The organism is uncultured Winogradskyella sp. (genome assembly GCF_963975125.1).
Taxonomy (GTDB): Bacteria; Bacteroidota; Bacteroidia; order Flavobacteriales; family Flavobacteriaceae; genus Winogradskyella.
Window position 1 is genome coordinate 46,268 of sequence record NZ_CAXBGB010000004.1, and the last position, 22,596, is coordinate 68,863.

Here is a 22,596-nt window from a genome sequence, read left to right on the forward strand (position 1 = left end):
TATGTTTTATAGTTGTAATTTGTAGCACAATGGGAATTGTATTAAGCCAATCATTTAAAAACACCATAAGTACATACTTAGGTTTTGGTATTGGTGCAATAAATACACTTTTTCTATACACCAATCTTTTAACAGATCAATACTTTGGCTTAGTTGCTTTTTTGCTCTCAGCAGCCAACATAATGATGCCTTTTATGGCATTTGGTGTTCATAACGCAATCATTAAGTTTTACTCTTCATTTAAGTCTAAAAACAGTATTAACAGTTTCTTAAGCTTCATGCTATTTTTGCCTTTAATATTTATTATTCCTGCTGCTTTAATGGGTTATTTTGCTTATGATACCATTAGTCAATTACTTTCAAAAGAGAATACTATTGTAGAAAATTATGTTTGGCATATTTTTATTTTGGCTATTGCAATGGCGTATTTCGAAATATTTTTTGCCTGGTCTAAAGTGCAAATGCAAACTGTTTTTGGCAATGTGATGAAAGAGATTTTTCATCGTATATGCATTATGCTTTTACTTTTTGCTGTTTATATGAATTGGCTAATGGTAGACCAATTTATTTTGGCTTTAGTAGGTGTTTATGTTTTACGTATGATTATTATGAAATTATATGCATTTTCAATACGGTATCCAAAGTTGAAATTTCAAAAAATTGATAAACTATCATCAATATTAAAGTATGCTGTATTAATGATTATAGCTGGTTCTGTAGCAATGTTAATTTTAGATATTGATAAGTTTATGATTGGTTTAATGCTAGAAGATATAGAGCAAGTTGCTTACTATAGCGTTGCCATATTTATTGCTACTGTTATTGCTGTACCACAACGCGCTATGCATCAAATAATGATGCCATTGACAGCAAAATATTTAAATGAAAAAGACAATAAATCACTCGAAGATTTATATAAACGAAGCTCAATGAGTTTGTTAGTAATTAGTGGTTTTATTTTCTTGTTAATTATACTTAATATCAACCAGCTTTATCAAATAATTCCTAAAGAATTTACGGGAGGTCTTTTCGTTGTTATTATTGTGAGTTTAGCTAAGTTATATGATAATAGTTTAGGAAACAATAATGCGATTTTATTTAATAGCGATTATTACCGTATGGTGTTATTTTTTGGCGCAATGTTGGCGATACTAGCAATTGTTCTTAATGTCATTTTTATTCCTGTTTATGGTATTGATGGTTCAGCATTTGCAACATTTTTGGCTGTTATCATTTATAATTCAATCAAAGTCTATTTTGTAAAGCTAAAGTTTAATATGCAACCTTTTACTATGGCGTCATTAAAAATTGTATTAACTCTAATGGTATTGTCTTTTGCATTTTATTTTTGGGAGTTTCCGTTTCATCCAATCTTTAATATTTTTTTAAAATCTATACTAATTGGGCTATTTTATTTTAGTTTAATTCATAAAATGAATGTTTCTAAAGATATTTCCGAACAGATTAAGAAATATTTGCGGTTAAAGTAAGAAATGAACTGTCATCGCTAAGCTAATTTTTTATCAGCTGTGATAATCTGTCTAATATGAAACTATAGATATAAAGATTCCTGCTTTCGCAGGAATTTATAAATAAGAAATCCCGTAAGGTGCTTTGAGGCATACTTCATACGGGATTCCAACCAACCAAAAAAATCATTTTTATCCTCTCGATCGTCTTGAGCTAGATCTTGTAGAACTCTGGTTGCTCTTTCTACTTGTTTTAGATCTTGTCGCTACAGACGACGGCTTTCTTTTATTCTGAACTATATTTCGTTGTCTTGTACTTTGCGACTTCGTTTTGCTATTTGTACGAGATTTTGTCGCGTTAGGTTTTCTAACCGAAGTATTCTTTGTTCTCTCTATTTTATTAGACACAGACGAGCGTGTTTTAGTCACATTTTTCTTTGTGCTTATTGTAGATCTTACAGTGCTAGAACGTGTCGTTCTTGTCGGAGTAGTTGTTCTTGTAGTAGAACGTGGTGTAACAGATCTATCATTTGGTGCCGTGCTTGTTCTTGGAGTTAAAACTCTTGTAGAACGTGTCGTCGTCGTTGACTCTAATCCTCTTGTAGTTCCTCTAGTTGCAACAGTGTTACCTGTTGTTCTATTTCTACGAGTATTAACATTAGTGTTACCCGAGCGTGTAGATCTTGTTTGAGCGATTACAGCATTTCTAGTTTCAACACGCCTTCTAATAGTTCGTTCTCTTTTATTTCTAGGAGATTGAACATATCTATCGCTGTTTCTAGAAGTAACATGTCTCCTTTCAACTTGTGAGTTTCCACGTCTTCCGTTTATGTTGTAATGCCTAACATTATTAGTATATGGCCTGTAATAAATATGTCTTACAGGTGCATAATATTGTCTATAAGGGTTTACATTAACAATACTGAAGTTTACTGCTGGTATGGCATAAAATCGGTGCCATGGTCTGTAAACATAAGCTCTATTATATATGTTTATGTAGCCATCATATCTGTAGTATGTATTGTTTCTATAATACACATTTAAACCACCAACTCTGTTAATTCTACCACGATTATTATAATTTATAAAGATGTCACCAATTTGATTAACACGACCATAGTAATCGTAATATATTGGTGTGTTCTCTACCTGAATAATTGCTCCATAGCTATCATACTGTAGATATGGGTTATAGTCATATCCAGAATTAAAGCTTAATGAGAAACCTGGAGAATCAAAACCAACACTTACATCTGGCCCGTAGTTTGGCATGTAAAAATCAAACTGTCCATCTGCATATACAGAAAATTCTATTCCTGCTTCATTAAATATGAAAGAATTACCATAACCTCTCACGTAATTATTAATTGAAGCACCTGCTTCTGATATCGTTGTGTTGGTTGCTAATGCAGTGGTGCTTAAAGCAACTAAACCTGCAAATAAAAATAGTATCCGTTTCATAGTAAAAGGGTTTTAAATATTAATTACTAACTATAAAACAAACAGTGTGCCAAATTTTTAATGGGTTGGTTTGTAGGGTTTTGAAATATATTGGAGCTTAAAATATTTAAATAATTTATTATTATTTAAGCGTAATTCTACTAATCTCTATCCATAAACCACTATTTACTATGAAAAATGCCATCTTAGTTTCTATTCTCATTATTTTTTCACTAAGAATTTTTTCACAGAATGATGAAAAAAACTATGAAGACACCTATATGTTGATTGAGGTTTGGTTAGATGCTTAAAAAGATTACGAGTGTTTGCTAGGTATATCCGTTGTGATAGTTAAAGATCAGGATATTTTGTAGAGTGGTGTATTTGGTAAAGCTAATGCAAAAGACAATGGTGAATTGGGTGAAACTAGTGTTTTTAAAAGGGATGAAAACGGAAATGTAATTAGAGTGAAGTCTCATCAGATTTATTTGGATAAAATTAAATAGATCTTATTTAAAATATTGTTGTATAACATTTTTAAGTTTAAATCTTCAATTAGTAAAAGGTTTAGATTTATTTTATAAATTAGAGTGTTTTTTATTTCTTATGACAAATAACCAAAATAATTGCCAAAATTGCGAAAAGTCTTATGATGAAGGTTTTCAATTTTGTCCCCATTGTGGACAAAAGACTAATGATGAGTTAACCATAGGTGTCCTTTTTTATAATACAATAAGCAATTATTTTTCTTTTGATGCGCGATTTTTTAAGAGCTTCATCCCACTAATGTTTAAGCCAGGCTATTTGGCTAAAGAATTTATAAAAGGAAAACGATTGTTGTTCTTACATCCTGCTCAGATGTATTTGTTTGTTGCAGTTATTTTCTTCTTTATTTTTAATTTTTATGTAAGAGAAAGTAGAGAAGTGCTAGATAAAAATATGCAAGATGTATTGGCTAGTCGTACAGAGAAAATTAAAGAAACAGACACTATTAGCTCAAAAGATTCATTGAATGTAGAGGCGCTCTTAAAGCCTTTAAAAGAAAATAGTAAGATATTAGGATTAGATGAAGATGCTATAAATGCTATTGATTCTTTATCTGCTATTAAAGTTCCTAAAAAAAATATAGGAACGTCTTTTAGTTTTAATGAAGAAGAAATAGATTCATTAATAGCAATTGGCGCTTCAGATAAAGAGCTTTATATAGCAATGGGAATGGAAGTGGAAGATGGCTTTATTAAAAGAAAAATTTATGCACAAATATTAAAGTTTTATAAAACTATGGGACTTGGGCAAATCTATCAAACCTTTATTGATAGTATTCCGCTCGCCATGTTTTTTTTATTGCCAATATTTGCCTTTTTATTAAAGTTATTCTTTTATAGAAAAGGAAGTTACTCGCACCATCTCGTCTTTAGTTTTTATTATTTTTCATTTCTCTTTACTGTCTTTAGTATTGTTTTTGCAGTAAATAGATGGATAATTGATATACCAGATTGGATAGATGTGATAATAGCATTATCAACATTCTTTTACTTGCTATTCGCTATTATTAAATTTTATGGACAAAATTGGTTTTTGAGTATTCTTAAAAGTGGTTTAGTTAGCTTTTCGTTTATAATGATTGTGTTACCGTTTGCATTTGTAATTTTAGGATTTATTGCGTTTTTGTTTTATTAATTTTTATCAGATTTAGTTGTCCATATTGGAACATTTAAAAATTCAGAAAGGCGTTCAACATCTTCTATTAAACTTTTAATATCAGCATGGTCAATAACATGAAGGCGTTCAGTATTTTTTAATACAAGATTTAACTCATAACTATTAAAAGGAGCTAATTGCTCAGTAGTAATTTCTCCTAAAATTTGTAACGCAACTATCTCCTCTAAATTCATTTTGTCATTTCTTAGATATTTAAGATTAAAATAGCCTTTAAAATAAGTTTCTTTTTTCTTATTAAAAACGATAGATTTTAGATAATCTTTAATAAAATAAAGAAAAGCAACTATGAATACTAAGGAGGCACCAAGAAGTAAAAAGCCAATTACAGATAAACCATTATTTATAAAAAATAAGCGTTTGCCTAGATAAAATGCGCCAATGCTCAAAACCAAATACATAATTGTGTAAAGTGCATATTTAATACTTGGAATAAATTTAAATACAATTCCTTTTTTTAAAACAGCAACATGAGTTTCAAAGCTTGCACCACCTTGGTACATAAAATCTGTTGAAACACATTTTTTTATGTCGTCTATATTCACAATTTCTCTTGTAAATATTTACCAGTAACAGAATCCGAATTCTTTACTATCTCTTCTGGAGTACCAGTTGCAATGAGTTTTCCGCCATGTTTGCCTCCTTCAGGACCTAAGTCAATAATATAATCGGCACACTTTATTAAATCAATATTATGCTCAATCACAATTATAGAATGTCCTTTAGCTATTAATGCCTGAAACGATTTTAATAACTTCTGTATATCATGAAAATGTAAACCCGTCGTTGGCTCATCAAATATGAATAAAGCATTATCTTTTCTACTGCCTTTGCCTAAAAATGTTGCGAGTTTAATTCGTTGCGCTTCACCACCAGAAAGGGTAGAAGAGGACTGCCCTAAAGTAACATAACCTAAACCAACATCTTGAAGCGGTTGCAACTTTCCTTGAATCTTTGTTTGCTTATTCGTTTTGAAGAAATCTATAGCATCGTCAATGGTCATATTCAAAATATCGTGAATAGATTTGCCTTCAAAAGTAACTTCTAATACTTCTTTCTTAAAACGTTTGCCATTACAAGTATCGCAAGTTAAATGGACATCTGCCATAAATTGCATTTCAATGGTGACTTCACCTTCTCCTTTACAGGTTTCGCATCGTCCTCCATCTACATTAAAACTAAAGTGTTTGGCTTGGTAGTTCCTAATTTTGCTTAATTTCTGCGAAGCAAACAATGCTCTAATATCGTCATAAGCTTTTATATAAGTCACAGGATTAGATCGCGATGAACGACCAATAGGATTTTGATCTACAAACTCTACATGCTGAACAATACTATGATTACCTTTTAACTCCGTAAACTGACCAACCTTGTCACTAAAGCCAGTTAATTTTTTTTGTATTGCAGGAAAAAGAATCTTTTTTACCAATGTACTTTTTCCACTTCCAGAAACTCCAGTAATAACCGTTAGCATTTTTAATGGGAATGTAACATCTATATTCTGTAAGTTATTTTCGCGAGCACCAATAACATCAATTTTATATTTAGATGTCCTACGTTTTTCTGGAACTTTAATTTTAAGTTGACCATTTAAGTATTTAGCAGTTAAAGTATCTGAAGTAAGAATAGCTTTAAAATCTCCGACAGCTACAACTTCACCACCAAAAGTTCCTGCTTCTGGGCCAATATCAATTATAGCATCTGCAGCTTTCATTATATCTTCATCGTGTTCAACAACGATAACTGTGTTTCCTAAATCACGTAGCGATTTTAAAACATCTATTAAGCGTTCGGTATCTTTTGGGTGCAAACCAATACTTGGTTCGTCTAAAATATACATAGAACCAACTAAACTACTACCAAGCGATGTCGCTAGGTTTATTCGTTGGCTTTCGCCACCAGATAAAGTGTTTGATTGTCTGTTTAATGTTAAGTAGTTTAAACCAACATTAGAGAGAAACTCTAAACGTGTGTTTATTTCAGTAAGTAAGCGTTTTGCTATTTTAGCATCGTATTTGTTAAGTTTTAAACCTTTAAAAAACACCGTTAATTCATCTAATGGTAAGTCCACTAAATCTGTAATTGTTGCTTTATCTACTTTTACATAATTGGCTTCTTCGCGTAAGCGTTTCCCTTTACAAATATTGCATTTGGTTTTACCACGATAACGCGATAACATTACACGATTCTGTATTTTGTAGGCTTTAGACTCTAGCTCAATAAAGAAACTATCTAAGCCTTCAAAGTGCTGATTTCCTTTCCAGATTAATGCTTTGTGTTTGTCACTTAACTGAAAATAGGGCTTATGAATTGGAAAGTCGAATTTATGAGAATTGTTAACCAATTGATCTCTGTACCAACTCATGCTTTCTCCACGCCAAGGAAAAACAGCATTCTCAAATATAGATAGTGCTGTGTTCGGAATAACTAAATCATCGTCAATACCTATAACGTCACCGTAACCTTCACATTTTGGGCAAGCACCATAAGGATTATTAAAGCTAAAAAGATGAGCGTTTGGTTCTAGAAACAACATACCATCCATTTCAAACTTATTGTTAAATGTAGTTTTCTTATTATCTGATAACGATTTAACGATACAAGAACCAACACCTTCAAAAAATGCAGTTTCAATAGCATCTGCCAAACGATTAAGAAAATCTTCGTCATCTTTATAAATAATCCTATCTACAACTAAGAATAGATTTTTATCAGATTTTATGTTTTGTTTTAAAGCTTCGTCTATTCTAACAACATCACTTTTTACTTTAATACGCGCATAACCTTGTTGTTGAAGTGTTTGTAATTTATTTTCAATCGTTCTGCCATCTTCAAGTATAATAGGTGATAATAGTAACAACTTAGTACCTTCTTCAAATTTTGAAATGTGGTCGATAACATCTTTAGTTCTGTGTTTCTTTACCAAATCACCAGAAATAGGAGAGTAGGTTTTACCGATACGTGCAAATAATAATTTTAGATAATCATAAATCTCCGTAGTAGTTCCAACGGTTGAACGTGGATTTGTAGAATTCACTTTTTGCTCAATAGCAATTGCTGGTGCTATTCCTTTTATATAATCTACTTTTGGTTTGTTTAGTCGCCCTAAAAATTGGCGAGCATAACTCGATAGACTTTCTACATAGCGTCTTTGACCTTCTGCATATAGTGTATCGAATGCTAAACTAGACTTGCCAGAACCAGATAAACCTGTGATAACCACTAATTTGTTTCTAGGGATTACAACATCAATATTTTTTAGATTGTGCAGTTTAGCACCTTTTATGATAATGTTTTCCTTTGGGTTAACATCTAAAACAGTAGTATTCATAGGATTTATTAGCGTATAATTTTGCAAAGATACCTAAACTATTTTAGCTGATAAAGTGTAAAAATATTAGATTAAATGTTAAAATTTAGCATGAAATTTTGTTTTTTCGGAATGATTGTTGTTATTTACCACATAATCATTTAAAAAACAACTGCGTATATTATAATATTACTTTAGAAAATTTTAACCCCTTGTTAAGAAGTTTACTTCTTACTACTAAGAGTAATATTATGAAAAAAAAACTTATCCAAGACGCAGAGTTGGTTAGCAACTACATTAAAGGTGACGAGAATTCACTATCAGTTTTAATTCAAAGACACAAGCAGAAAATCTATAGTTTTATCTATTCTAAAGTTTATGATAGAGATATTACTGAAGATGTATTTCAGGATACTTTTATTAAGGTGATAAAAACCCTAAAATTAGGGAAGTATAACGAAGAAGGTAAGTTTTTACCTTGGGTAATGCGAATTGCACATAACCTAGTTATTGATCATTTTAGAAAGAACAGTCGTATGCCTAAATTTGATAATACAGGTGAGTTTAGTATATTTTCGGTATTAAGTGACTCTAGTTTAAATGCAGAAAAGACTATCATTAAAAATCAGGTAGAATCTGATGTAAGACGCATTATAGAAGAACTTCCAGAAGATCAAAAGCAAGTATTATTAATGCGTATGTATCAGGATATGAGTTTTAAGGAAATCTCTGAACGTACAGGTGTAAGTATTAATACAGCCTTAGGTAGAATGCGATATGCACTTATAAATATGCGGAAGGTGATAGAGCAAAACAATATCGTTTTAACCAATTGATACAATAAAGTGTTTTGAGTTGCGTTTTATCCATGTAATAACTCCTAAATTATTAAGATGGAAAAAATTTACTCTAACGCTTCCCCAAAAAATGATAACCTAAAACCAAAAGATGAAACTGTTAGTTTCCTTTTGAATTATTCCAAGGCTTTAAGTGTTATATATTATAATAAAATGAAGTTTGAAGCACTTCTTAATTAATTGAAGGAAATCCTGATTTGAAAAAATCAGGATTTTTTTGTTAATAAGAGTTCTTCGTAATTCTGTGTATTCAGATATTCTTGTTTTAAATTTTTTAGATATTGAATCGTCTTTGATTTTAAAGGATGATTGTCTTTTAAACAGTTTTTTATGTTTTCATCATATATCGTAAGAATAATGTACCAATGACCTTTCCTGCTCGAATAGTTGCCTTCAAAAAGTTTTGAATTTCCGTTAGAATCTCGTTTAGCATCGATTAATATCAACGGTAAATTGAGAGTTTCGTCTTCTCGTACTGCTTCATTATATGTCAAATAAAGGGTTTGTCCATCAATTTGAAATGGGACATTAAAACCCACATCAATATCATTTAATTTGAATTTTTTATTTATGTATTGATAGAATTCATTCGCATCTTTCGAATCTTTAAAAATAAATGAAGTTTCTCTTGGTAACTTTCGTTGAAACTTCTTGGCTACCATTATTTTGTAATCTACGTTTTTAAATTTTGGAGCAATCTTAACGGGAATACATGATGTGACTGTAACTAAAAGAAATACGATAAAGATTTTTTTCATGGATTAGAAGTTTCAATGAATGCATCAATAATTATACCAGTAAAACTTATTTCTTCTTTTTATAATACTCATCTAAAACCGATTTTCTGCCTATTGTTTTAGTAATTATATCTTTCTCTAAATTCCAACCTCGAGCAGGTGAATATTGTCTTCCGTACCAAATAATTTGAAGGTGTAAATCATTCCAAAGTTCTTTTGGAAATAAACGCTTTGCATCTGTTTCGGTTTGTACCACGTTTTTACCATTGGTTAAATTCCAACGATACATTAATCGATGAATATGTGTATCTACAGGAAACGCAGGAATCCCAAAAGCTTGAGACATTACTACAGCTGCGGTTTTATGGCCAACAGCAGGTAATTCTTCTAATGCTTCATAGGTTTGTGGTACTTTACCCTTATGCTTATCAATTAAAATATGTGATAAGCCGTGGATACCTTTACTTTTCATAGGTGATAATCCAACAGGCTTTATAATCTCTCTAATCTCTTCCACGCTAAGTTTAATCATATCATAAGGGTTATTTGCGCGTTCAAATAATAAAGGAGTAATTTTATTAACACGTACATCTGTACTCTGGGCAGACATTAAAACAGCAATTAAAAGCGTATAAGGGTCCTTATGGTCTAAAGGAATCGGAATTTCTGGATACAGTCTATTTAACGTATTAATAACAAAATCTACCTTTTCTTGTTTAGTCATTACATTGTATTTTTACAGTAATAGTAATTGTTCGAAAATAGGCGAATTTTATAAAATGACTTATTTTTGATGGAATTTGTTTTTATTTTTTAGATGTGATGCCTTAGCATCAGAAGATAAAAAATAAAGATAAATAGCGTAAAAGAAACATTTTTAATTTTGCTATATTTCCGAACAATTACTATATACAAATTTAAACAATATGACGCATTTAAAAGTAGGAGATAAAGCACCAGACTTTTCAGCATTAGATCAAGATGGAAATTCAATTAAACTCGCTGATTATAGAGGCAAGAAATTAGTTATTTTCTTTTATCCAAAAGCAAGCACACCAGGTTGTACAGTTGAGGCTTGTAATCTAAACGATAATTACGATCGTTTTAAGGCTCTAGGCTACGAGATTTTAGGTGTAAGTGCTGATAGTGCGAAACGACAAGCTAATTTTAAGAATAAGTATGGTTTTCAATATCCATTATTAGCAGATGAAGATAAGGCTGTTATTAAAGCTTTCGGAGTTTGGGGACCAAAGAAATTTATGGGTAGAGAGTATGATGGTATTCACAGAACTACCTTTATAATTAATAAGAATGGTGTTTTAGAAGAGGTAATTACTAAGGTGAAAACAAAAGCGCATACAGATCAGATATTGATGAAATAAGTTTGTACTAATAATCAGTTATAAGCTTATTATAATACGTTTTATTTGCAAGAGTATAGATTATAACGTAAAGTGAATTATTTTGAAGACCATTAATGTCTAATTGAGAAGTGTTAGTAGCTGTCAATACTAGTTTTCCTTGCATATCATATATTTTTACACTGTCAATAGTATTACTAAAGTAAATAACGCTTGAAGCAGGATTTGGGTAAAAATCTATTGAAGTTGTATTAAATTCATCGATAGAAAGCGAATTGGGAATTAATTTGAACATTCCGCTTCCAAGAGAAGGGGATTCTCCAAAAAAGTAGATGCCACCTGTATTATCATGAAAAAGCGTGGTGAGGTACGTGAATAAATCAGAACCATATAAAGGCACGGTTCCTGTCTCAGTTCCGTCAGATTCATAAACAACATCTTGGGCATTAGCAAAATAGATCTTATTGTTATGTATGTATCCTATTGAGAAAGTGGACATTCCTCCATCAGTGCCAAGAATTATGTCCTTTAATAAGCTTCTAGTCTGCCCATCAGTTTTCCAAATCTCAATACCATAATCATCCGTGTTAACTACTCTGTAAATTTCATTATTGTATAAAGAATTAGAGGTAATTAATGAGGAACCAATAAACTTCCCAATTGTTGTAAGCTCTGGTTGATTAATTCCGTTAGATGAGAAAGTGTCATTTACAGTTGTAATATATACCTGATTATTAATTACAAAAGGCTCGGTTATTTGAAATTGTGTAGATATGTTAAAAGTAAAACTGGTATTTACGGTGTTGTTAGTAATGTTTAAAGAGACATAACTTGCTGTGTTACTAGCAGTTTGTATGGTATAAATAAGATTGTCACCGAGTTTAACAACATTACTTTTTCTAACGAGTGAAAAGTTAGAATTAAAACTATTAGAGAAGAGCGTATTAAAACTATTATTTGTGATATTGTATTTAACTAACTGGTATATTTTAGCTGAAGAAAACCCAAAGTCTGCTTTATAAAAATAGATATTATCGTTTTCTATATGAAAGGCATCTATATAAGCAGCATTATAAGTAGTAACTACTTGCTCAGTGATTAAATCCATAAAATGAACAACACCAGGCGTGTAATAAATTAATAAATCACCAACGATATCAAAGCCATCAAGGTTTATAACGTTTAAGAGCAAATCAAAAACTTGAGTATTAAAATTGTATCGCCATATTTTTTTTCCGAATATAAAAAACAGCGAATCATTATGTTTTTTAAATCCACTAAAGTTTATCCAATCTACATTCGAAGTCGCAAAAAAACTATCTATTAACTCAACGGATTCATCAATTGTATTATATAATACGATATGGTTTTCGTATCTACTTTCAGTATCATTATAAATTTTAGTGCTACAGAATAAAGTATTACTACCACTATCAAAATAGTGAGGCCTCATTTCTTGGGCACTAAGACCAAAACCATCTGGAGGAAATATTTTATTAATGTCTTGGGCACTTAAAAAAAGAGCACAAAAAAATGATAATAATAACGCTATATTTTTCATTCAAATAAAATAGAGAAGAAATTTAATTTCTATGCATTACTTCCTCAGATTCACAGCCAAATAAGCTTTTCTCTTTAATTAATTTGGCAACACCCTCAGGAAGCATTTCTTCCCACCCTTTGTCTCCACTCACAATCATTTTAAGTACAGTTCTAGAGAATACTGATAGGTTAGAGGTGTCAAAATCTGAAATATCTACAACTTTACCATTGTATTTAAAGAATTTGTATAGTTCTTTCATCCGTGGATGCACTTTAAGGTTTTCGCTAGTAGTTAAGCTACCATCCTTATTCTGCATTGGATATAGATATACACGTAAATCTTTATAGAATAATTTACCAAAAGCTTCAAGAATACCACCGCTTAAATGGCGGTAATATTTCTCATCAAAAATATCTACAAGATTGTTAACTCCCATAGCTAATCCCATTCTTGCTCTAGAATATTGAGAGAAGTATTCTACTAATTTATAGTACTCTTGGAAGTTAGAAATTAAAACCGTTTGACCTAATGAGCATAACAATTTAGCACGATCCATAAAATCTTGTTCATCAATCTCTCCTTCGGCTCTTAAATTAGAAAGTGTTATTTCAAAAATAACTTGTGTTTTTTCTTTTACAACTTTGTTTTCTTTTATGAACATTTCGTATGATTTCTCAAACATGTCCATATTCACTTTAGTAACAGGTCTAAAACTACCTCTTAATGTTAAGATGTTTTTCTTGTAAAGTACGCGAGCTGGTAATACATTATTACCATCTGGTGCAAACATAACAGCATCTGTCATTCCATTTTTAACGAGTTGTAAACTCATTAAACGGTTGTCTACATCTTTAAACACTGGCCCAGAAAAATTAATAGTGTCAATCTCTAATTGATCCTGATCTAAATGGTCATATAAATAGCGTAATAATTTACGTGGTTGATTGTATTTGTAAAACGCACCATAAATTAGGTTAGTTCCTAATTTACCGAGTGTTTCTTGTTGTAAACGAGCATCGGTCTCTTTAAAGCGAATATGAAGTACAATGTCATTATATTCTTCGTCTGGTCCTACTTGATATTTGATGCCAACCCAACCATGTCCTTTAAATTTTTTTGCAAAATCTATTGTGGCAACTGTATTAGCGTAAGAAAAGAATATTTTATTAGGATGTTTGTCTCTCGTAATACGCTGTTCCATTAAGTCAACTTCGTGATTCAGCATTTTTCGAAGTCTTGCTTCGGTAACATAACGCTTATCGTTTTCAATACCATAAATAGCGTCACTAAAATCCTTATCGTAAGCAGACATAGCTTTTGCAATTGTGCCAGAAGCTCCACCAGCCCTAAAAAATTGACGTACAGTTTCTTGTCCTGCTCCAATTTCTGCAAAAGTACCATAGATATCTGCATTAAGATTAATACGCAAAGCTTTGTCTTTAAGAGAAGGAATATTTTCAAATTCAGAGTCGCCTGTATACGTTATTTCTTTCATAGATATTGGGATTATATCGTTTTCGCAAAGGTATCAATTTACTATCGCAAACAAAAAAATAAGCTTATTTTTGTTTTAAACTTTTCGATATTGAAAATTACATTTTTAGGAACCGGAACATCACAAGGAATTCCAATAATAGGAAGTACTCATCCTGTTTGTTTAAGTGAAAACCCTAAAGATAAAAGGCTACGTGTTTCGGTATTAATTGAATGGAATAATTACACTTTTGTTATTGATTGTGGTCCGGATTTTAGACAGCAAATGCTTAGAGCTAATGTTTCTAAAATTGATGGTGTTATTTTTACGCACGAGCACGCAGATCATACCATGGGTTTAGATGATATAAGACCCTTTTTTTTTAGGCAAGGGGATATTCCGCTTTATGCTCACAAGCGTGTTTTTACGGCTTTAGAGAAGCGATTTGATTATATTTTTACAACAGCAGAGAAATATCCTGGTGTACCAAGTGTAATTAAGCATGAAATTAAGAATGCACCTTTTACTGTTGGAAATATTAAAGTTTTCCCTATAGATGGTTTGCACCATAAACTTCAAGTGTTTGGATATCGTTTTAACGATTTTGCGTACCTAACGGATATGAAAACAATTCCGGATAAAGAAATTGAAAAACTTCACAATCTTGATGTTTTAGTTGTAAATGCTTTAAGAGAAAAACCACATATATCTCATTTTAACCTAGAAGAAGCTTTAGATTTTATTGCATTAGTAAAACCTAAACGCGCTTATTTAACACATATTAGCCATTTATTAGGCTTTCATGACGAGGTACAACAAAAACTACCTAACAACGTTTTTTTAGCATACGATAACTTACAAATCACCATTTAGATATGAAGAGTAGAATTTTTATGTACTTGTTTATTTTTTCCGTGTTATTAATCATTTTTCAATATGTGAATTCTAAAAACATTATTGATAAATATGAAGAAGATATCACGACTTTTAAATCTAAAATAATTGATAATGAAAAAACAATTGCAACTTTAGAAGATCAGAATTTTGAACTCAACTATTTTAATATTGATAGAAACGAAGATGCATTATCGTATTTTGAAGCTCAAGGTTATGACACGGATGAGTTAATACCAGCAATTACTGATGGTCTTTATAGCATGAATAATTATGAAGGTGACGATCACCCAATAGTACCTTATGTATCAATGACCGGTTCTAAATTGTTGATCAACAAAATTAGAATTATGAATCACAGGTGGATCGTGGCTAATTTTACTGATGGAGAATATTGGGGAGAAATATTTGTAACCTATTCCATAGATAAAAACAACAATTTAAGTTATAAACTTGTTGAATATTTTATGTATCCCAAAATTAGTTAGAGGTATTTAACTAACCAAGCTTTTAAATCATAAAAATTTTGTGGTGCAACACCATGACCGACAGGATATTCTGAATAAACATAATTAATATCTAAAGCTTTTAAAAACTCAGTAGTTTTTCTTGCCCAATCTACTGGGATGACTTGATCTGCAGAGCCATGAGAACAAAAGAAATTTAAATGAGAAATATCACTTACTTCAATTGAATCTGGTAAGATTTCTTCATTTATATAACCACTAAGAGCCACAATATTTTTAATTTTTTTGGGATAAGTTAATGCTACTGCATAACTCAAAATGGTGCCTTGACTAAAACCTAAAAGTGTGACATTATTGGAATCTACAGGATAAGTTTTACAAGCGTAATTAATAAAATCGGAAATTAAATCTGCAGATTCTTTTGCTTGTTCATTGTCACTCCATTTTCCTTTATCGGCATCAAAATTAATAGCATACCAAGCATTACCATAAGGTTGCATTGGGTATGGTGCTCTTAACGAGATTACGAACAATTCTTCTGGTAATTCTGAAGCAAATGAGAATAAATCATTTTCATCGCTACCATAACCATGACACATAATTAATAGTGGAGCGTTTTCTGCTAAAGACGAAGGTCTTTTGATATAATGTAAATTTGCTGACATAATTATTGCCCTATAGATTTAAATAACTTCTGAAACAAATCGCCAAGCAGAGGTATTTTATTAGTTTTTCCACTAATTGCACCCATAATACCATAAATAAATAAAACGGAGAAAAAGATCCACCAAGAATAAGTAATGTTCCAATCATCAAAAATGCCAACCACATAACCCATAGCCAAAAATAAGAGCCATAATCCAAGCGCTTGTCTTACATGAAATGTAGTAAAGGCATTCCGCTTGTCTTGATTTGTAAAAAAGGCTATTAAGGTACCCAATAATGTTAGATATGCAACGATGCCCATTTGTTTGCCTTCTTCAATAGTATTTTGATCCATTATTTTAAAACAATTTTATTATTAGCAATAATACCATAAGTTTTACCTTTAAGTGTTGTTCCTAAAAATGCACTATTCTTAGATTTTGACGATATATGAATCTTTCCAAATTCATAACTAGTATCTGGATTGAATAAGCTTAAATTAGCATATTCTCCCTCATTAATTGAGAATTCAGATATACCAAACCTGTTTTTTCCTTGTGTTAACAAACTAACCGCTTTTTTAGTTGTAAAAATAGTTTGAAGCGCACCAAAAGCAGATTCTAAACCAATAGTTCCGTATTTAGCGTAATCAAATTCTATTTTCTTATCCTCAATATCAATTGGGTTATGATCTGTGGTCACCATATCAATCGTGCCATCTTTTATGCCTTCAATTAAAGCATCACAATCTTTTTGAGTACGCAAGGGTGGTAAAACTTTAAAATTAGCATCAAAGCTAAAGAGAACGTCATCTGTTAATAATAAATTATGAATAGCAACACTACAGGTTACATTAAGTTTATTGGCTTTAGCTGCTCTAATTAATTCAACAGATTTTGCAGTAGATATTGTTGGAATATGAAGTTTACCTTCTGTATATTCTAATAAAAATAAATCTCGCGCTACTTGCAGTTCTTCCGCCAAAGCAGGATTTCCTTTCAACCCCAACTTAGTACTATTGATGTGTTCATTGGCAACACCAAGTCCAGAGATTTTAGATTCCTGAGGAAAAGAACAGACTAAGCCATCGAAATTACTAGCATATTGCAGAGCAATTTTCATGAGGTTAGGATTAGAAATAGGTTTTTGATAGTCGTAAAAAGCAACAGCACCTGCATTAGTCATATCAAACAATTCAGCCAAATCTATTCCTTTGCTCGATTTTGTTAATGCTCCTATAGGATAAAGGTTAACTGCATTATCATTTGCTTTAGATTTTACAAAGGTAATATCAGCATAGCTGTCTATAACCGGATTAGAATTGGCGTTTAGCGCAATAGCTGTAAATCCCGAACGAGCGGCAGTATTAAGTCCATTACTAATTGTTTCTCGTTCTTCATATCCAGGTTCGCCAAAAGACACACTACTATCAAACCAACCTTGAGATACATGTAGGTTGTCTAGTTTTATCTCTCTATAGTTTTTGGGATTAGAAATGCGTTTAGAAATCTTAGTAACACGACCTTCTTCAATTAAAATATCAACCGTTTTGTTGTGAAATTCACTTTTAGAATCAACGATGGTTGCAGATTTTATGAGTGCGTTCATTTAAGATATTTTAGTAGTAGCATTTCAATAATTAAGAATACTAGCGCAAAAATAACAAACCATTTCCATAACGCATTAATAGTTGTGCTACTTTTTATAGTATTGATTGTTGTGGCTAGGCTAGAATCAACAGAAGCATTCTTCAACCTGGCTAAATCATAGTAGTTTAAATCGCTTTCCTTTCTATTAAAGTTGAAACTTATATTCTGTAGTGCATTATCTTTATTCATAACATTAAGAATGCCAGCAGTATTGGGAAAATCATCAGTTTCAAGCACAACCGTTTTACTATACGTTTTTTGTAAGGGAATCACAGAAGTCTCTTCTAAAGTTAAAGTTAAAATATCATCTTGGACAATTGATGTTGGAATAGCAATAGAATTGGGCTCACCGATAGTGTAGTATAACTTTGAAAGCTTTAAGCTTTGTAGTCCCATATTATATAGTACAGGAATTATTAATTGTGAATTTTTAAAATTTGAATTGTTTTTGTTTAATGCAGAAGAAAATGCCAATGCATTAGAGTTTCCAACTAAAAAAGGAGATTCATCTTCATAAGATAATACACTATTAGAATTTGAAGAAAAACGATACGACATATCAACTTTTGGATATTGAAAATTAGTCACTTTAGAGTAAAATGAATTAGCTAAAAGCGGATGGTCGTAGTTAATGCTTATAACACGTTTATTAGTAATAATTCGTTCAGAAAATTCTGCAATAGATAAATTTTTAAGTAATTGATTATAAGAACTTAAATTGATGTTACTTGATGGAATTATTAAAATAGATCCTCCATCATTTTTAAATGCGTTTAGTGCTGTTCTTAAGGCGGAAGAGATGAGTTCAATTTCGTTGAGTACAATCAAATTCTGATCAGGAATAAGGTTGAAATTTAATATCTCTAAATTGAAGCTTTTATAGTCAAATTCATCGGCTGTGTAAATGCGTTTTAAAAACGAATCATCAGCAATTTCATTAATAGTTAAAACCTTAATTTTTGGTTTCAAATTTATATTAAAATAGAATGCATTATCATAAAACAAACCTGCATCGTCTATAATTAGTTTTCCATTAATAACAATATTATTGGCTACTGTAAATGTGGTTTCAGCTTCTATGTCTATATCTATAGCACTTTTAGCAAGTAAGATATCGTTATTATAAAACGAAATTGAAACATTCTTTATCGGCTCTGATTGATTGGTGAGTAATACATTAATATCTAACGTTTCTGCGGTTGTGTTTGATACGTAAATACTGTCTATACTGATATTAGAAACTAGATGTGATTTTGGTTGTACTAATTTTAATTGAACAGTGCTGTCAGCTTTAAATTTCAATGGATTTCCATTTTGTTGAAAATCAGAAACTAAGATCAAGTTTTTGGTAGATGATTCATTATTTGAAAACAGCTGTTTTCCTTTTAAATTGGCAGCTTTATAATTAAGTTGAGTCGGAGAATGAGACAATTGTATTAAATCATTCTTTAAAGCCTTAACAGTTGTGTTTCTAAATGTGTTATTATTAGTAAATAAGCTAATAATTTCATCTTCAGGTAATGTGGTGATAATATCTTGAATAGCTTCATTTAATAACGTGCCATTACTTCCTTTAGCTTGCATACTAAAAGAATTGTCTAAATAAATGACTGTTTCTTGTACGTCATTAAAATTTTTAGTATTTGGTATAAATGGTTGTGCAAATGCAATAATAGCAGAAGCTAAAAGCAACATTCGTGTAAGTAGAGTGAGCCATTTTTTTAATTGAGAACTTTTTCGGGTTTGAAGCTTTACGGATTTTAAAAATTTTACATTGGTAAATTCAACTTTCTGAAAACGACGGAGTTGAAATAAATGAATAAGAATAGGAATAACTAGTAAAAATAATGCGTAAAGTAATTCTGGATGTTTAAACTGCATTCCTGTTTTTTTGGACTTATAAATCAGTCAAATATAAAAAATGCAAAGCGATAACTGTATTTTGCTTTTGAGAATTTTAACAGAAAAAGAAATAATCAATCATAGATTGCATGTTTTGGTTTTTAAAATACTGTTTAATCTCCTGTTGAGCCTTTTCATTGGCAACCGTAACAATACTTTGAGGTTTATTAAGTTGCAATAAATAATTGAAATTTAAAAGTTCTTGTTCGTAAATATGTTTTCCTATTTTTTTTGGATTGTCGCAAATCCAATAAAATGGCACATCCTTTTTAATCAATAATTTAGCTAAAGTTTTTCCTTTTACACCTGCTCCCCAAATTGCTAAAGGTCGAGACGCATCATAATTCAATTCTAAGAAATAAAGTACTTTTAGGTCTAAAAAATGGTTTTGTGCGTAGTGTTCATGAGTTCTAGAAGTACGTGTACTGTAATCGCGCCAATTGAGTAGAACTTTATCACAAGGAATACAAGTATAGCGGGCTTTATAAAAGCGGAAGGCTAAGTCATAATCTTCAGGGTAGCGGTTGGGATTAAAACCATCGCAGGCTATAAAATCATCTCGATGTAACATCCAACATGGCGAAGGAATCACACATTCTTTATAGATTTCAGAATAATTGCTTCCTGTTTTTATAAGTCTATTTAACCATCTTTCGTATTTAGCAAACCCTTCACTTAGACCATCTTCTCTAAAGTAGTGGACTTGCCCAACAGCCAAATGTTTTTGTCCATGCTTCACAAGGTTTTTTACCATAACTTCCAATCGTATAGGTGTCATAATATCGTCACTATCCATTCTAGTTATAAACTGACCTTCAGACTGATTAAAAGCTGTCTTCAAGGCTTCGATAATACCGTTTCCATTGTTTTTGCACACTCTAATTCGAGAATCTTTCTTAGCAAAACCATCAACAATAGAAAATGATGAATCAGTAGAATTATCATCAACAAAAATGGCCTCCCAGTGCTCGTAAGTCTGATTAACAATAGAATCAACACATTCAGCAATAAAAGATTCTGTATTCTTAAAAGGAATTAATATACTAACTAGAGGTTGTGCCATAGTGCGAATTTAACAAAACCTTTAGATTTTAAGTGGTAACAGATTGTAGATTTGCACGTCTAGTAAAAAAACAAATATTTAACATGAAAAATTATATAGCCATACTTGGCTTAAGCGTAATTTTAGTAGGTTGTGGATCTGCTAAACCAAAAGTAGATGATTTAGCGGTAAGTAATCCTATAGAAACAGCTTTAGATTTAACAGTTGTTGTAGGTGATAAAGTGCCTGTAACGATTAATCCTGGTCGTTTTACTACAGAAACAGTGACTTATAGATTGCCTAGAGTAGTACAAGGAACGTATTCTGTAAGTGATTTTGGAAAGTATATTGATACTTTTAAAGCACTTGATTATGATGGAAAGGAATTAACTGTAACTAAAACAGATGATAATACTTGGACAATTGCTGATGCTACTAAATTAGACAAGCTTCAATATTATGTTAACGATACATTTGATATAGAAACAAGTGGAGGAGCTATGCAAGGAGAACAACCATTTTCACCTGCAGGAACAAACATAGAAGATGATAACTATGTATTAAACCTTCATGGATTTATTGGTTATTTTGATTCTTTAAAGAATAATCAATACGCATTAGATGTTACTGCACCAGCAACATTTGTAAGAACTTCTGCTTTAGAAAATAAAGGAATGAAGTCGAGTGCAGATGGCACAGCAATTACAAGCAGTTATTTTGCGCAACGTTATTTTGACATTACAGACAACCCAATGATGTACGGGAAATTAGATGTTGAAGAATTTATGGTTGGTAATATTAAAATTGTTTTAAGTGTATATTCTCCTAATAAAGTACATACTGCGGCAAGCCAAAAAGAAACCGTATTTAAAATGATGCAAGCTCAAAAGGACTATTTGGGTGATGTAAATACAACACCACGTTATGATATCTATCTATACTTATCTGATGGTTCAGATACTGCACCTAAGGGTATGGGAGCCTTAGAGCATCATACTTCTACTGTAGTTGTGCTACCTGAATCTTCAAGTAAAGAAGGTTTAGCATCATCAATTATAGATGTTGTTGCACATGAGTTTTTTCATATTGTAACTCCTTTATCAGTACACTCGGAAGATATTCATTATTTTGATTATAGCAAACCTACGTTTTCTAAGCATTTATGGATGTACGAAGGTGTAACAGAGTATTTTGCTCAGCATTTTCAAATCACTGAAGGGTTAGTAGAAAACGACGCATTTTATAATACAGTTTTGTCAAAAATTGCTACATCTAAAAATTTAGATGATGCAATGAGTTTCACTATAATGAGCGAGAATATCTTAGAAAAGCCTTATGCATCAAACTATTATAATGTATATATGAAAGGTGCATTAATAGGTATGTGTATCGATATTCTTATGAGAGAAGAGAGTAATGGTAATAGAAGTATGTTGTCTTTAATGAAAGAATTATCTGCAAAATATGGTAAGGAAAAACCATTTGTAGATGATAATCTTATTTCTGAAATCACAGCTATGACTTATCCAAGTGTTGGTGAATTCTTAAAAATACATGTAGAAGGTGATGTGCCAATTAATTATAACGACTTTTTTGCTAAGGTTGGTTTAACGCTAGGCGAAACAGAAGTACCAACCAATTATATTTTTGCTGGTGGCCAAAACATCATTTTTGATGGAGACCAAGAGAGAGGAACAATCTTTTTCTCACCTATGGCATTAAAGAATTCATTTTGGGCTTCTCAAAGAGTACAAGTAGGTGATGTAATTAAGAAAGTAAATGGTACAGAATTAACACTAGCTAATGCACAACAAGTGGTTGGTGGTATGTTTGGATGGCAAGAAGGACAAGAAATCACAATGGATTTAGAGCGTAATGGTGAACCAATATTAATTAAAGCGAAGCTTACTAAAGCTACAGCTAAGGGAGAATCTTTAATTGAAGATGAAAATGCTACGGATGCTCAAAAGGCTTTAAGAGCAGCTTGGTTAAAAGGGTAAGTTATTAGCTTATTTAAATTATAAAAAAGGCTTCTGTTTTGGAAGCTTTTTTTATTATCCCGAACTCGTTTAAGGATTCTAGAAGCT

20 protein-coding genes are annotated in these 22,596 nt (G+C 31.3%); 8 read left to right on the forward strand and 12 right to left on the reverse strand.

The window, feature by feature from the left end; translation table 11 throughout:
* Positions 1-29 precede the first annotated feature (29 nt).
* The gene (locus tag AAC053_RS01355) at positions 30-1,490 is read left to right on the forward strand and encodes an oligosaccharide flippase family protein (protein WP_339751846.1); all 1,461 of its coding nucleotides are present in this window, start codon (positions 30-32) and stop codon (positions 1,488-1,490) included.
* Positions 1,491-1,661: 171 nt separating this feature from the next.
* Here the strand turns inward: AAC053_RS01355 and AAC053_RS01360 are convergent, their stop codons facing one another.
* Complete coding sequence (locus AAC053_RS01360; RefSeq protein WP_339751848.1) at positions 1,662-2,930, reverse strand: hypothetical protein; 1,269 nt, start codon at positions 2,928-2,930, stop codon at positions 1,662-1,664.
* A 585-nt stretch (positions 2,931-3,515) separates the two neighbouring features.
* On the opposite strand from AAC053_RS01360, the gene AAC053_RS01365 reads away from it, so the two are divergent.
* The gene (locus AAC053_RS01365; protein WP_339751851.1) at positions 3,516-4,589 is read left to right on the forward strand and encodes a DUF3667 domain-containing protein; all 1,074 of its coding nucleotides are present in this window, start codon (positions 3,516-3,518) and stop codon (positions 4,587-4,589) included.
* Here AAC053_RS01365 and AAC053_RS01370 read toward each other — a convergent pair.
* Entirely contained in the window at positions 4,586-5,173 is a 588-nt protein-coding gene (locus AAC053_RS01370; RefSeq protein ID WP_339751854.1) for a hypothetical protein, read from the reverse strand. The two genes, AAC053_RS01365 and AAC053_RS01370, sit on opposite strands and share 4 nt — an antisense overlap.
* A complete protein-coding gene (gene uvrA, locus AAC053_RS01375; protein ID WP_339751858.1) occupies positions 5,170-7,959 on the reverse strand; it encodes an excinuclease ABC subunit UvrA in 2,790 nt (929 codons plus the stop codon). The genes AAC053_RS01370 and uvrA overlap by 4 nt, the downstream gene beginning before the upstream one ends.
* A 230-nt stretch (positions 7,960-8,189) precedes the next feature.
* On the opposite strand from uvrA, the gene AAC053_RS01380 reads away from it, so the two are divergent.
* Positions 8,190-8,774, forward strand: a complete 585-nt coding sequence (locus AAC053_RS01380) for a sigma-70 family RNA polymerase sigma factor (RefSeq protein ID WP_339751860.1) — start codon at positions 8,190-8,192, stop codon at positions 8,772-8,774.
* A gap of 57 nt (positions 8,775-8,831) precedes the next feature.
* The gene (locus AAC053_RS01385) at positions 8,832-8,975 is read left to right on the forward strand and encodes a hypothetical protein (RefSeq protein WP_339751862.1); all 144 of its coding nucleotides are present in this window, start codon (positions 8,832-8,834) and stop codon (positions 8,973-8,975) included.
* A 26-nt stretch (positions 8,976-9,001) separates the two neighbouring features.
* On the opposite strand, the gene AAC053_RS01390 is transcribed toward AAC053_RS01385, so the two are convergent.
* Both AAC053_RS01390 and nth read right to left on the reverse strand, forming a co-directional pair.
* Positions 9,002-9,553, reverse strand: a complete 552-nt coding sequence (locus tag AAC053_RS01390; protein WP_339751864.1) for a hypothetical protein — start codon at positions 9,551-9,553, stop codon at positions 9,002-9,004.
* Between the two features lie 46 nt (positions 9,554-9,599).
* Positions 9,600-10,256, reverse strand: coding sequence for an endonuclease III (gene nth / locus AAC053_RS01395; RefSeq protein WP_339751866.1), 657 nt, complete (start codon positions 10,254-10,256; stop codon positions 9,600-9,602).
* Between the two features lie 202 nt (positions 10,257-10,458).
* Here nth and bcp point away from each other — a divergent pair, with 202 nt between their 5' ends.
* Positions 10,459-10,914 carry a thioredoxin-dependent thiol peroxidase gene (bcp, locus tag AAC053_RS01400; RefSeq protein WP_339751868.1) on the forward strand — a complete coding sequence of 152 codons (456 nt, stop codon included), beginning with the start codon at positions 10,459-10,461 and terminating at the stop codon, positions 10,912-10,914.
* 7 nt (positions 10,915-10,921) lie between these two features.
* Here the strand turns inward: bcp and AAC053_RS01405 are convergent, their stop codons facing one another.
* Positions 10,922-12,454: a T9SS type A sorting domain-containing protein gene (locus tag AAC053_RS01405; RefSeq protein WP_339751870.1), complete on the reverse strand. Its 1,533-nt coding sequence runs from the start codon at positions 12,452-12,454 to the stop codon at positions 10,922-10,924.
* Between the two features lie 22 nt (positions 12,455-12,476).
* On the reverse strand, positions 12,477-13,931 hold the full coding sequence (locus AAC053_RS01410) for a TonB-dependent receptor (protein ID WP_339751872.1): 1,455 nt from the start codon (positions 13,929-13,931) through the stop codon (positions 12,477-12,479).
* 90 nt (positions 13,932-14,021) lie between these two features.
* On the opposite strand from AAC053_RS01410, the gene AAC053_RS01415 reads away from it, so the two are divergent.
* Both AAC053_RS01415 and AAC053_RS01420 read left to right on the forward strand, forming a co-directional pair.
* Entirely contained in the window at positions 14,022-14,783 is a 762-nt protein-coding gene (locus AAC053_RS01415) for an MBL fold metallo-hydrolase (protein ID WP_339751875.1), read from the forward strand.
* A 2-nt stretch (positions 14,784-14,785) separates the two neighbouring features.
* The gene (locus tag AAC053_RS01420) at positions 14,786-15,292 is read left to right on the forward strand and encodes a hydrolase (protein WP_339751877.1); all 507 of its coding nucleotides are present in this window, start codon (positions 14,786-14,788) and stop codon (positions 15,290-15,292) included.
* Here AAC053_RS01420 and AAC053_RS01425 read toward each other — a convergent pair.
* From AAC053_RS01425 to AAC053_RS01445, 5 genes are all read right to left on the reverse strand, one after another.
* The gene (locus AAC053_RS01425; protein ID WP_339751880.1) at positions 15,289-15,936 is read right to left on the reverse strand and encodes an alpha/beta fold hydrolase; all 648 of its coding nucleotides are present in this window, start codon (positions 15,934-15,936) and stop codon (positions 15,289-15,291) included. The two genes, AAC053_RS01420 and AAC053_RS01425, sit on opposite strands and share 4 nt — an antisense overlap.
* 2 nt (positions 15,937-15,938) lie before the next feature.
* On the reverse strand, positions 15,939-16,271 hold the full coding sequence (locus AAC053_RS01430; RefSeq protein WP_339751883.1) for a hypothetical protein: 333 nt from the start codon (positions 16,269-16,271) through the stop codon (positions 15,939-15,941).
* The gene (locus AAC053_RS01435) at positions 16,271-17,524 is read right to left on the reverse strand and encodes a dihydroorotase (RefSeq protein ID WP_339751886.1); all 1,254 of its coding nucleotides are present in this window, start codon (positions 17,522-17,524) and stop codon (positions 16,271-16,273) included. The genes AAC053_RS01430 and AAC053_RS01435 overlap by 1 nt, the downstream gene beginning before the upstream one ends.
* Positions 17,521-19,446: a BatA domain-containing protein gene (locus tag AAC053_RS01440; RefSeq protein WP_339751889.1), complete on the reverse strand. Its 1,926-nt coding sequence runs from the start codon at positions 19,444-19,446 to the stop codon at positions 17,521-17,523. Before AAC053_RS01440 ends, AAC053_RS01435 begins: the two co-directional genes overlap by 4 nt.
* 76 nt (positions 19,447-19,522) lie before the next feature.
* Entirely contained in the window at positions 19,523-20,530 is a 1,008-nt protein-coding gene (locus AAC053_RS01445; protein ID WP_339751892.1) for a glycosyltransferase family 2 protein, read from the reverse strand.
* A gap of 83 nt (positions 20,531-20,613) precedes the next feature.
* Here AAC053_RS01445 and AAC053_RS01450 point away from each other — a divergent pair, with 83 nt between their 5' ends.
* Complete coding sequence (locus AAC053_RS01450; protein WP_339751895.1) at positions 20,614-22,509, forward strand: peptidase M61; 1,896 nt, start codon at positions 20,614-20,616, stop codon at positions 22,507-22,509.
* Positions 22,510-22,596: the final 87 nt, after the last annotated feature.

Bases quoted from the DNA above. Each gene is read 5' to 3' on its own strand.
- uvrA (WP_339751858.1), bottom strand. From the start codon at position 7,959: ATGAATACTACTGTTTTAGATGTTAACCCAAAGGAAAACATTATCATA.
- AAC053_RS01435 (WP_339751886.1), bottom strand. From the start codon at position 17,524: ATGAACGCACTCATAAAATCTGCAACCATCGTTGATTCTAAAAGTGAA.
- AAC053_RS01445 (WP_339751892.1), bottom strand. From the start codon at position 20,530: ATGGCACAACCTCTAGTTAGTATATTAATTCCTTTTAAGAATACAGAA.
- AAC053_RS01355 (WP_339751846.1), top strand. From the start codon at position 30: ATGGGAATTGTATTAAGCCAATCATTTAAAAACACCATAAGTACATAC.
- AAC053_RS01360 (WP_339751848.1), bottom strand. From the start codon at position 2,930: ATGAAACGGATACTATTTTTATTTGCAGGTTTAGTTGCTTTAAGCACC.
- bcp (WP_339751868.1), top strand. From the start codon at position 10,459: ATGACGCATTTAAAAGTAGGAGATAAAGCACCAGACTTTTCAGCATTA.
- AAC053_RS01425 (WP_339751880.1), bottom strand. From the start codon at position 15,936: ATGTCAGCAAATTTACATTATATCAAAAGACCTTCGTCTTTAGCAGAA.
- AAC053_RS01420 (WP_339751877.1), top strand. From the start codon at position 14,786: ATGAAGAGTAGAATTTTTATGTACTTGTTTATTTTTTCCGTGTTATTA.
- AAC053_RS01385 (WP_339751862.1), top strand. From the start codon at position 8,832: ATGGAAAAAATTTACTCTAACGCTTCCCCAAAAAATGATAACCTAAAA.
- AAC053_RS01440 (WP_339751889.1), bottom strand. From the start codon at position 19,446: ATGCAGTTTAAACATCCAGAATTACTTTACGCATTATTTTTACTAGTT.
- AAC053_RS01390 (WP_339751864.1), bottom strand. From the start codon at position 9,553: ATGAAAAAAATCTTTATCGTATTTCTTTTAGTTACAGTCACATCATGT.
- AAC053_RS01430 (WP_339751883.1), bottom strand. From the start codon at position 16,271: ATGGATCAAAATACTATTGAAGAAGGCAAACAAATGGGCATCGTTGCA.
- AAC053_RS01405 (WP_339751870.1), bottom strand. From the start codon at position 12,454: ATGAAAAATATAGCGTTATTATTATCATTTTTTTGTGCTCTTTTTTTA.
- nth (WP_339751866.1), bottom strand. From the start codon at position 10,256: ATGACTAAACAAGAAAAGGTAGATTTTGTTATTAATACGTTAAATAGA.
- AAC053_RS01450 (WP_339751895.1), top strand. From the start codon at position 20,614: ATGAAAAATTATATAGCCATACTTGGCTTAAGCGTAATTTTAGTAGGT.
- AAC053_RS01365 (WP_339751851.1), top strand. From the start codon at position 3,516: ATGACAAATAACCAAAATAATTGCCAAAATTGCGAAAAGTCTTATGAT.
- AAC053_RS01410 (WP_339751872.1), bottom strand. From the start codon at position 13,931: ATGAAAGAAATAACGTATACAGGCGACTCTGAATTTGAAAATATTCCT.
- AAC053_RS01380 (WP_339751860.1), top strand. From the start codon at position 8,190: ATGAAAAAAAAACTTATCCAAGACGCAGAGTTGGTTAGCAACTACATT.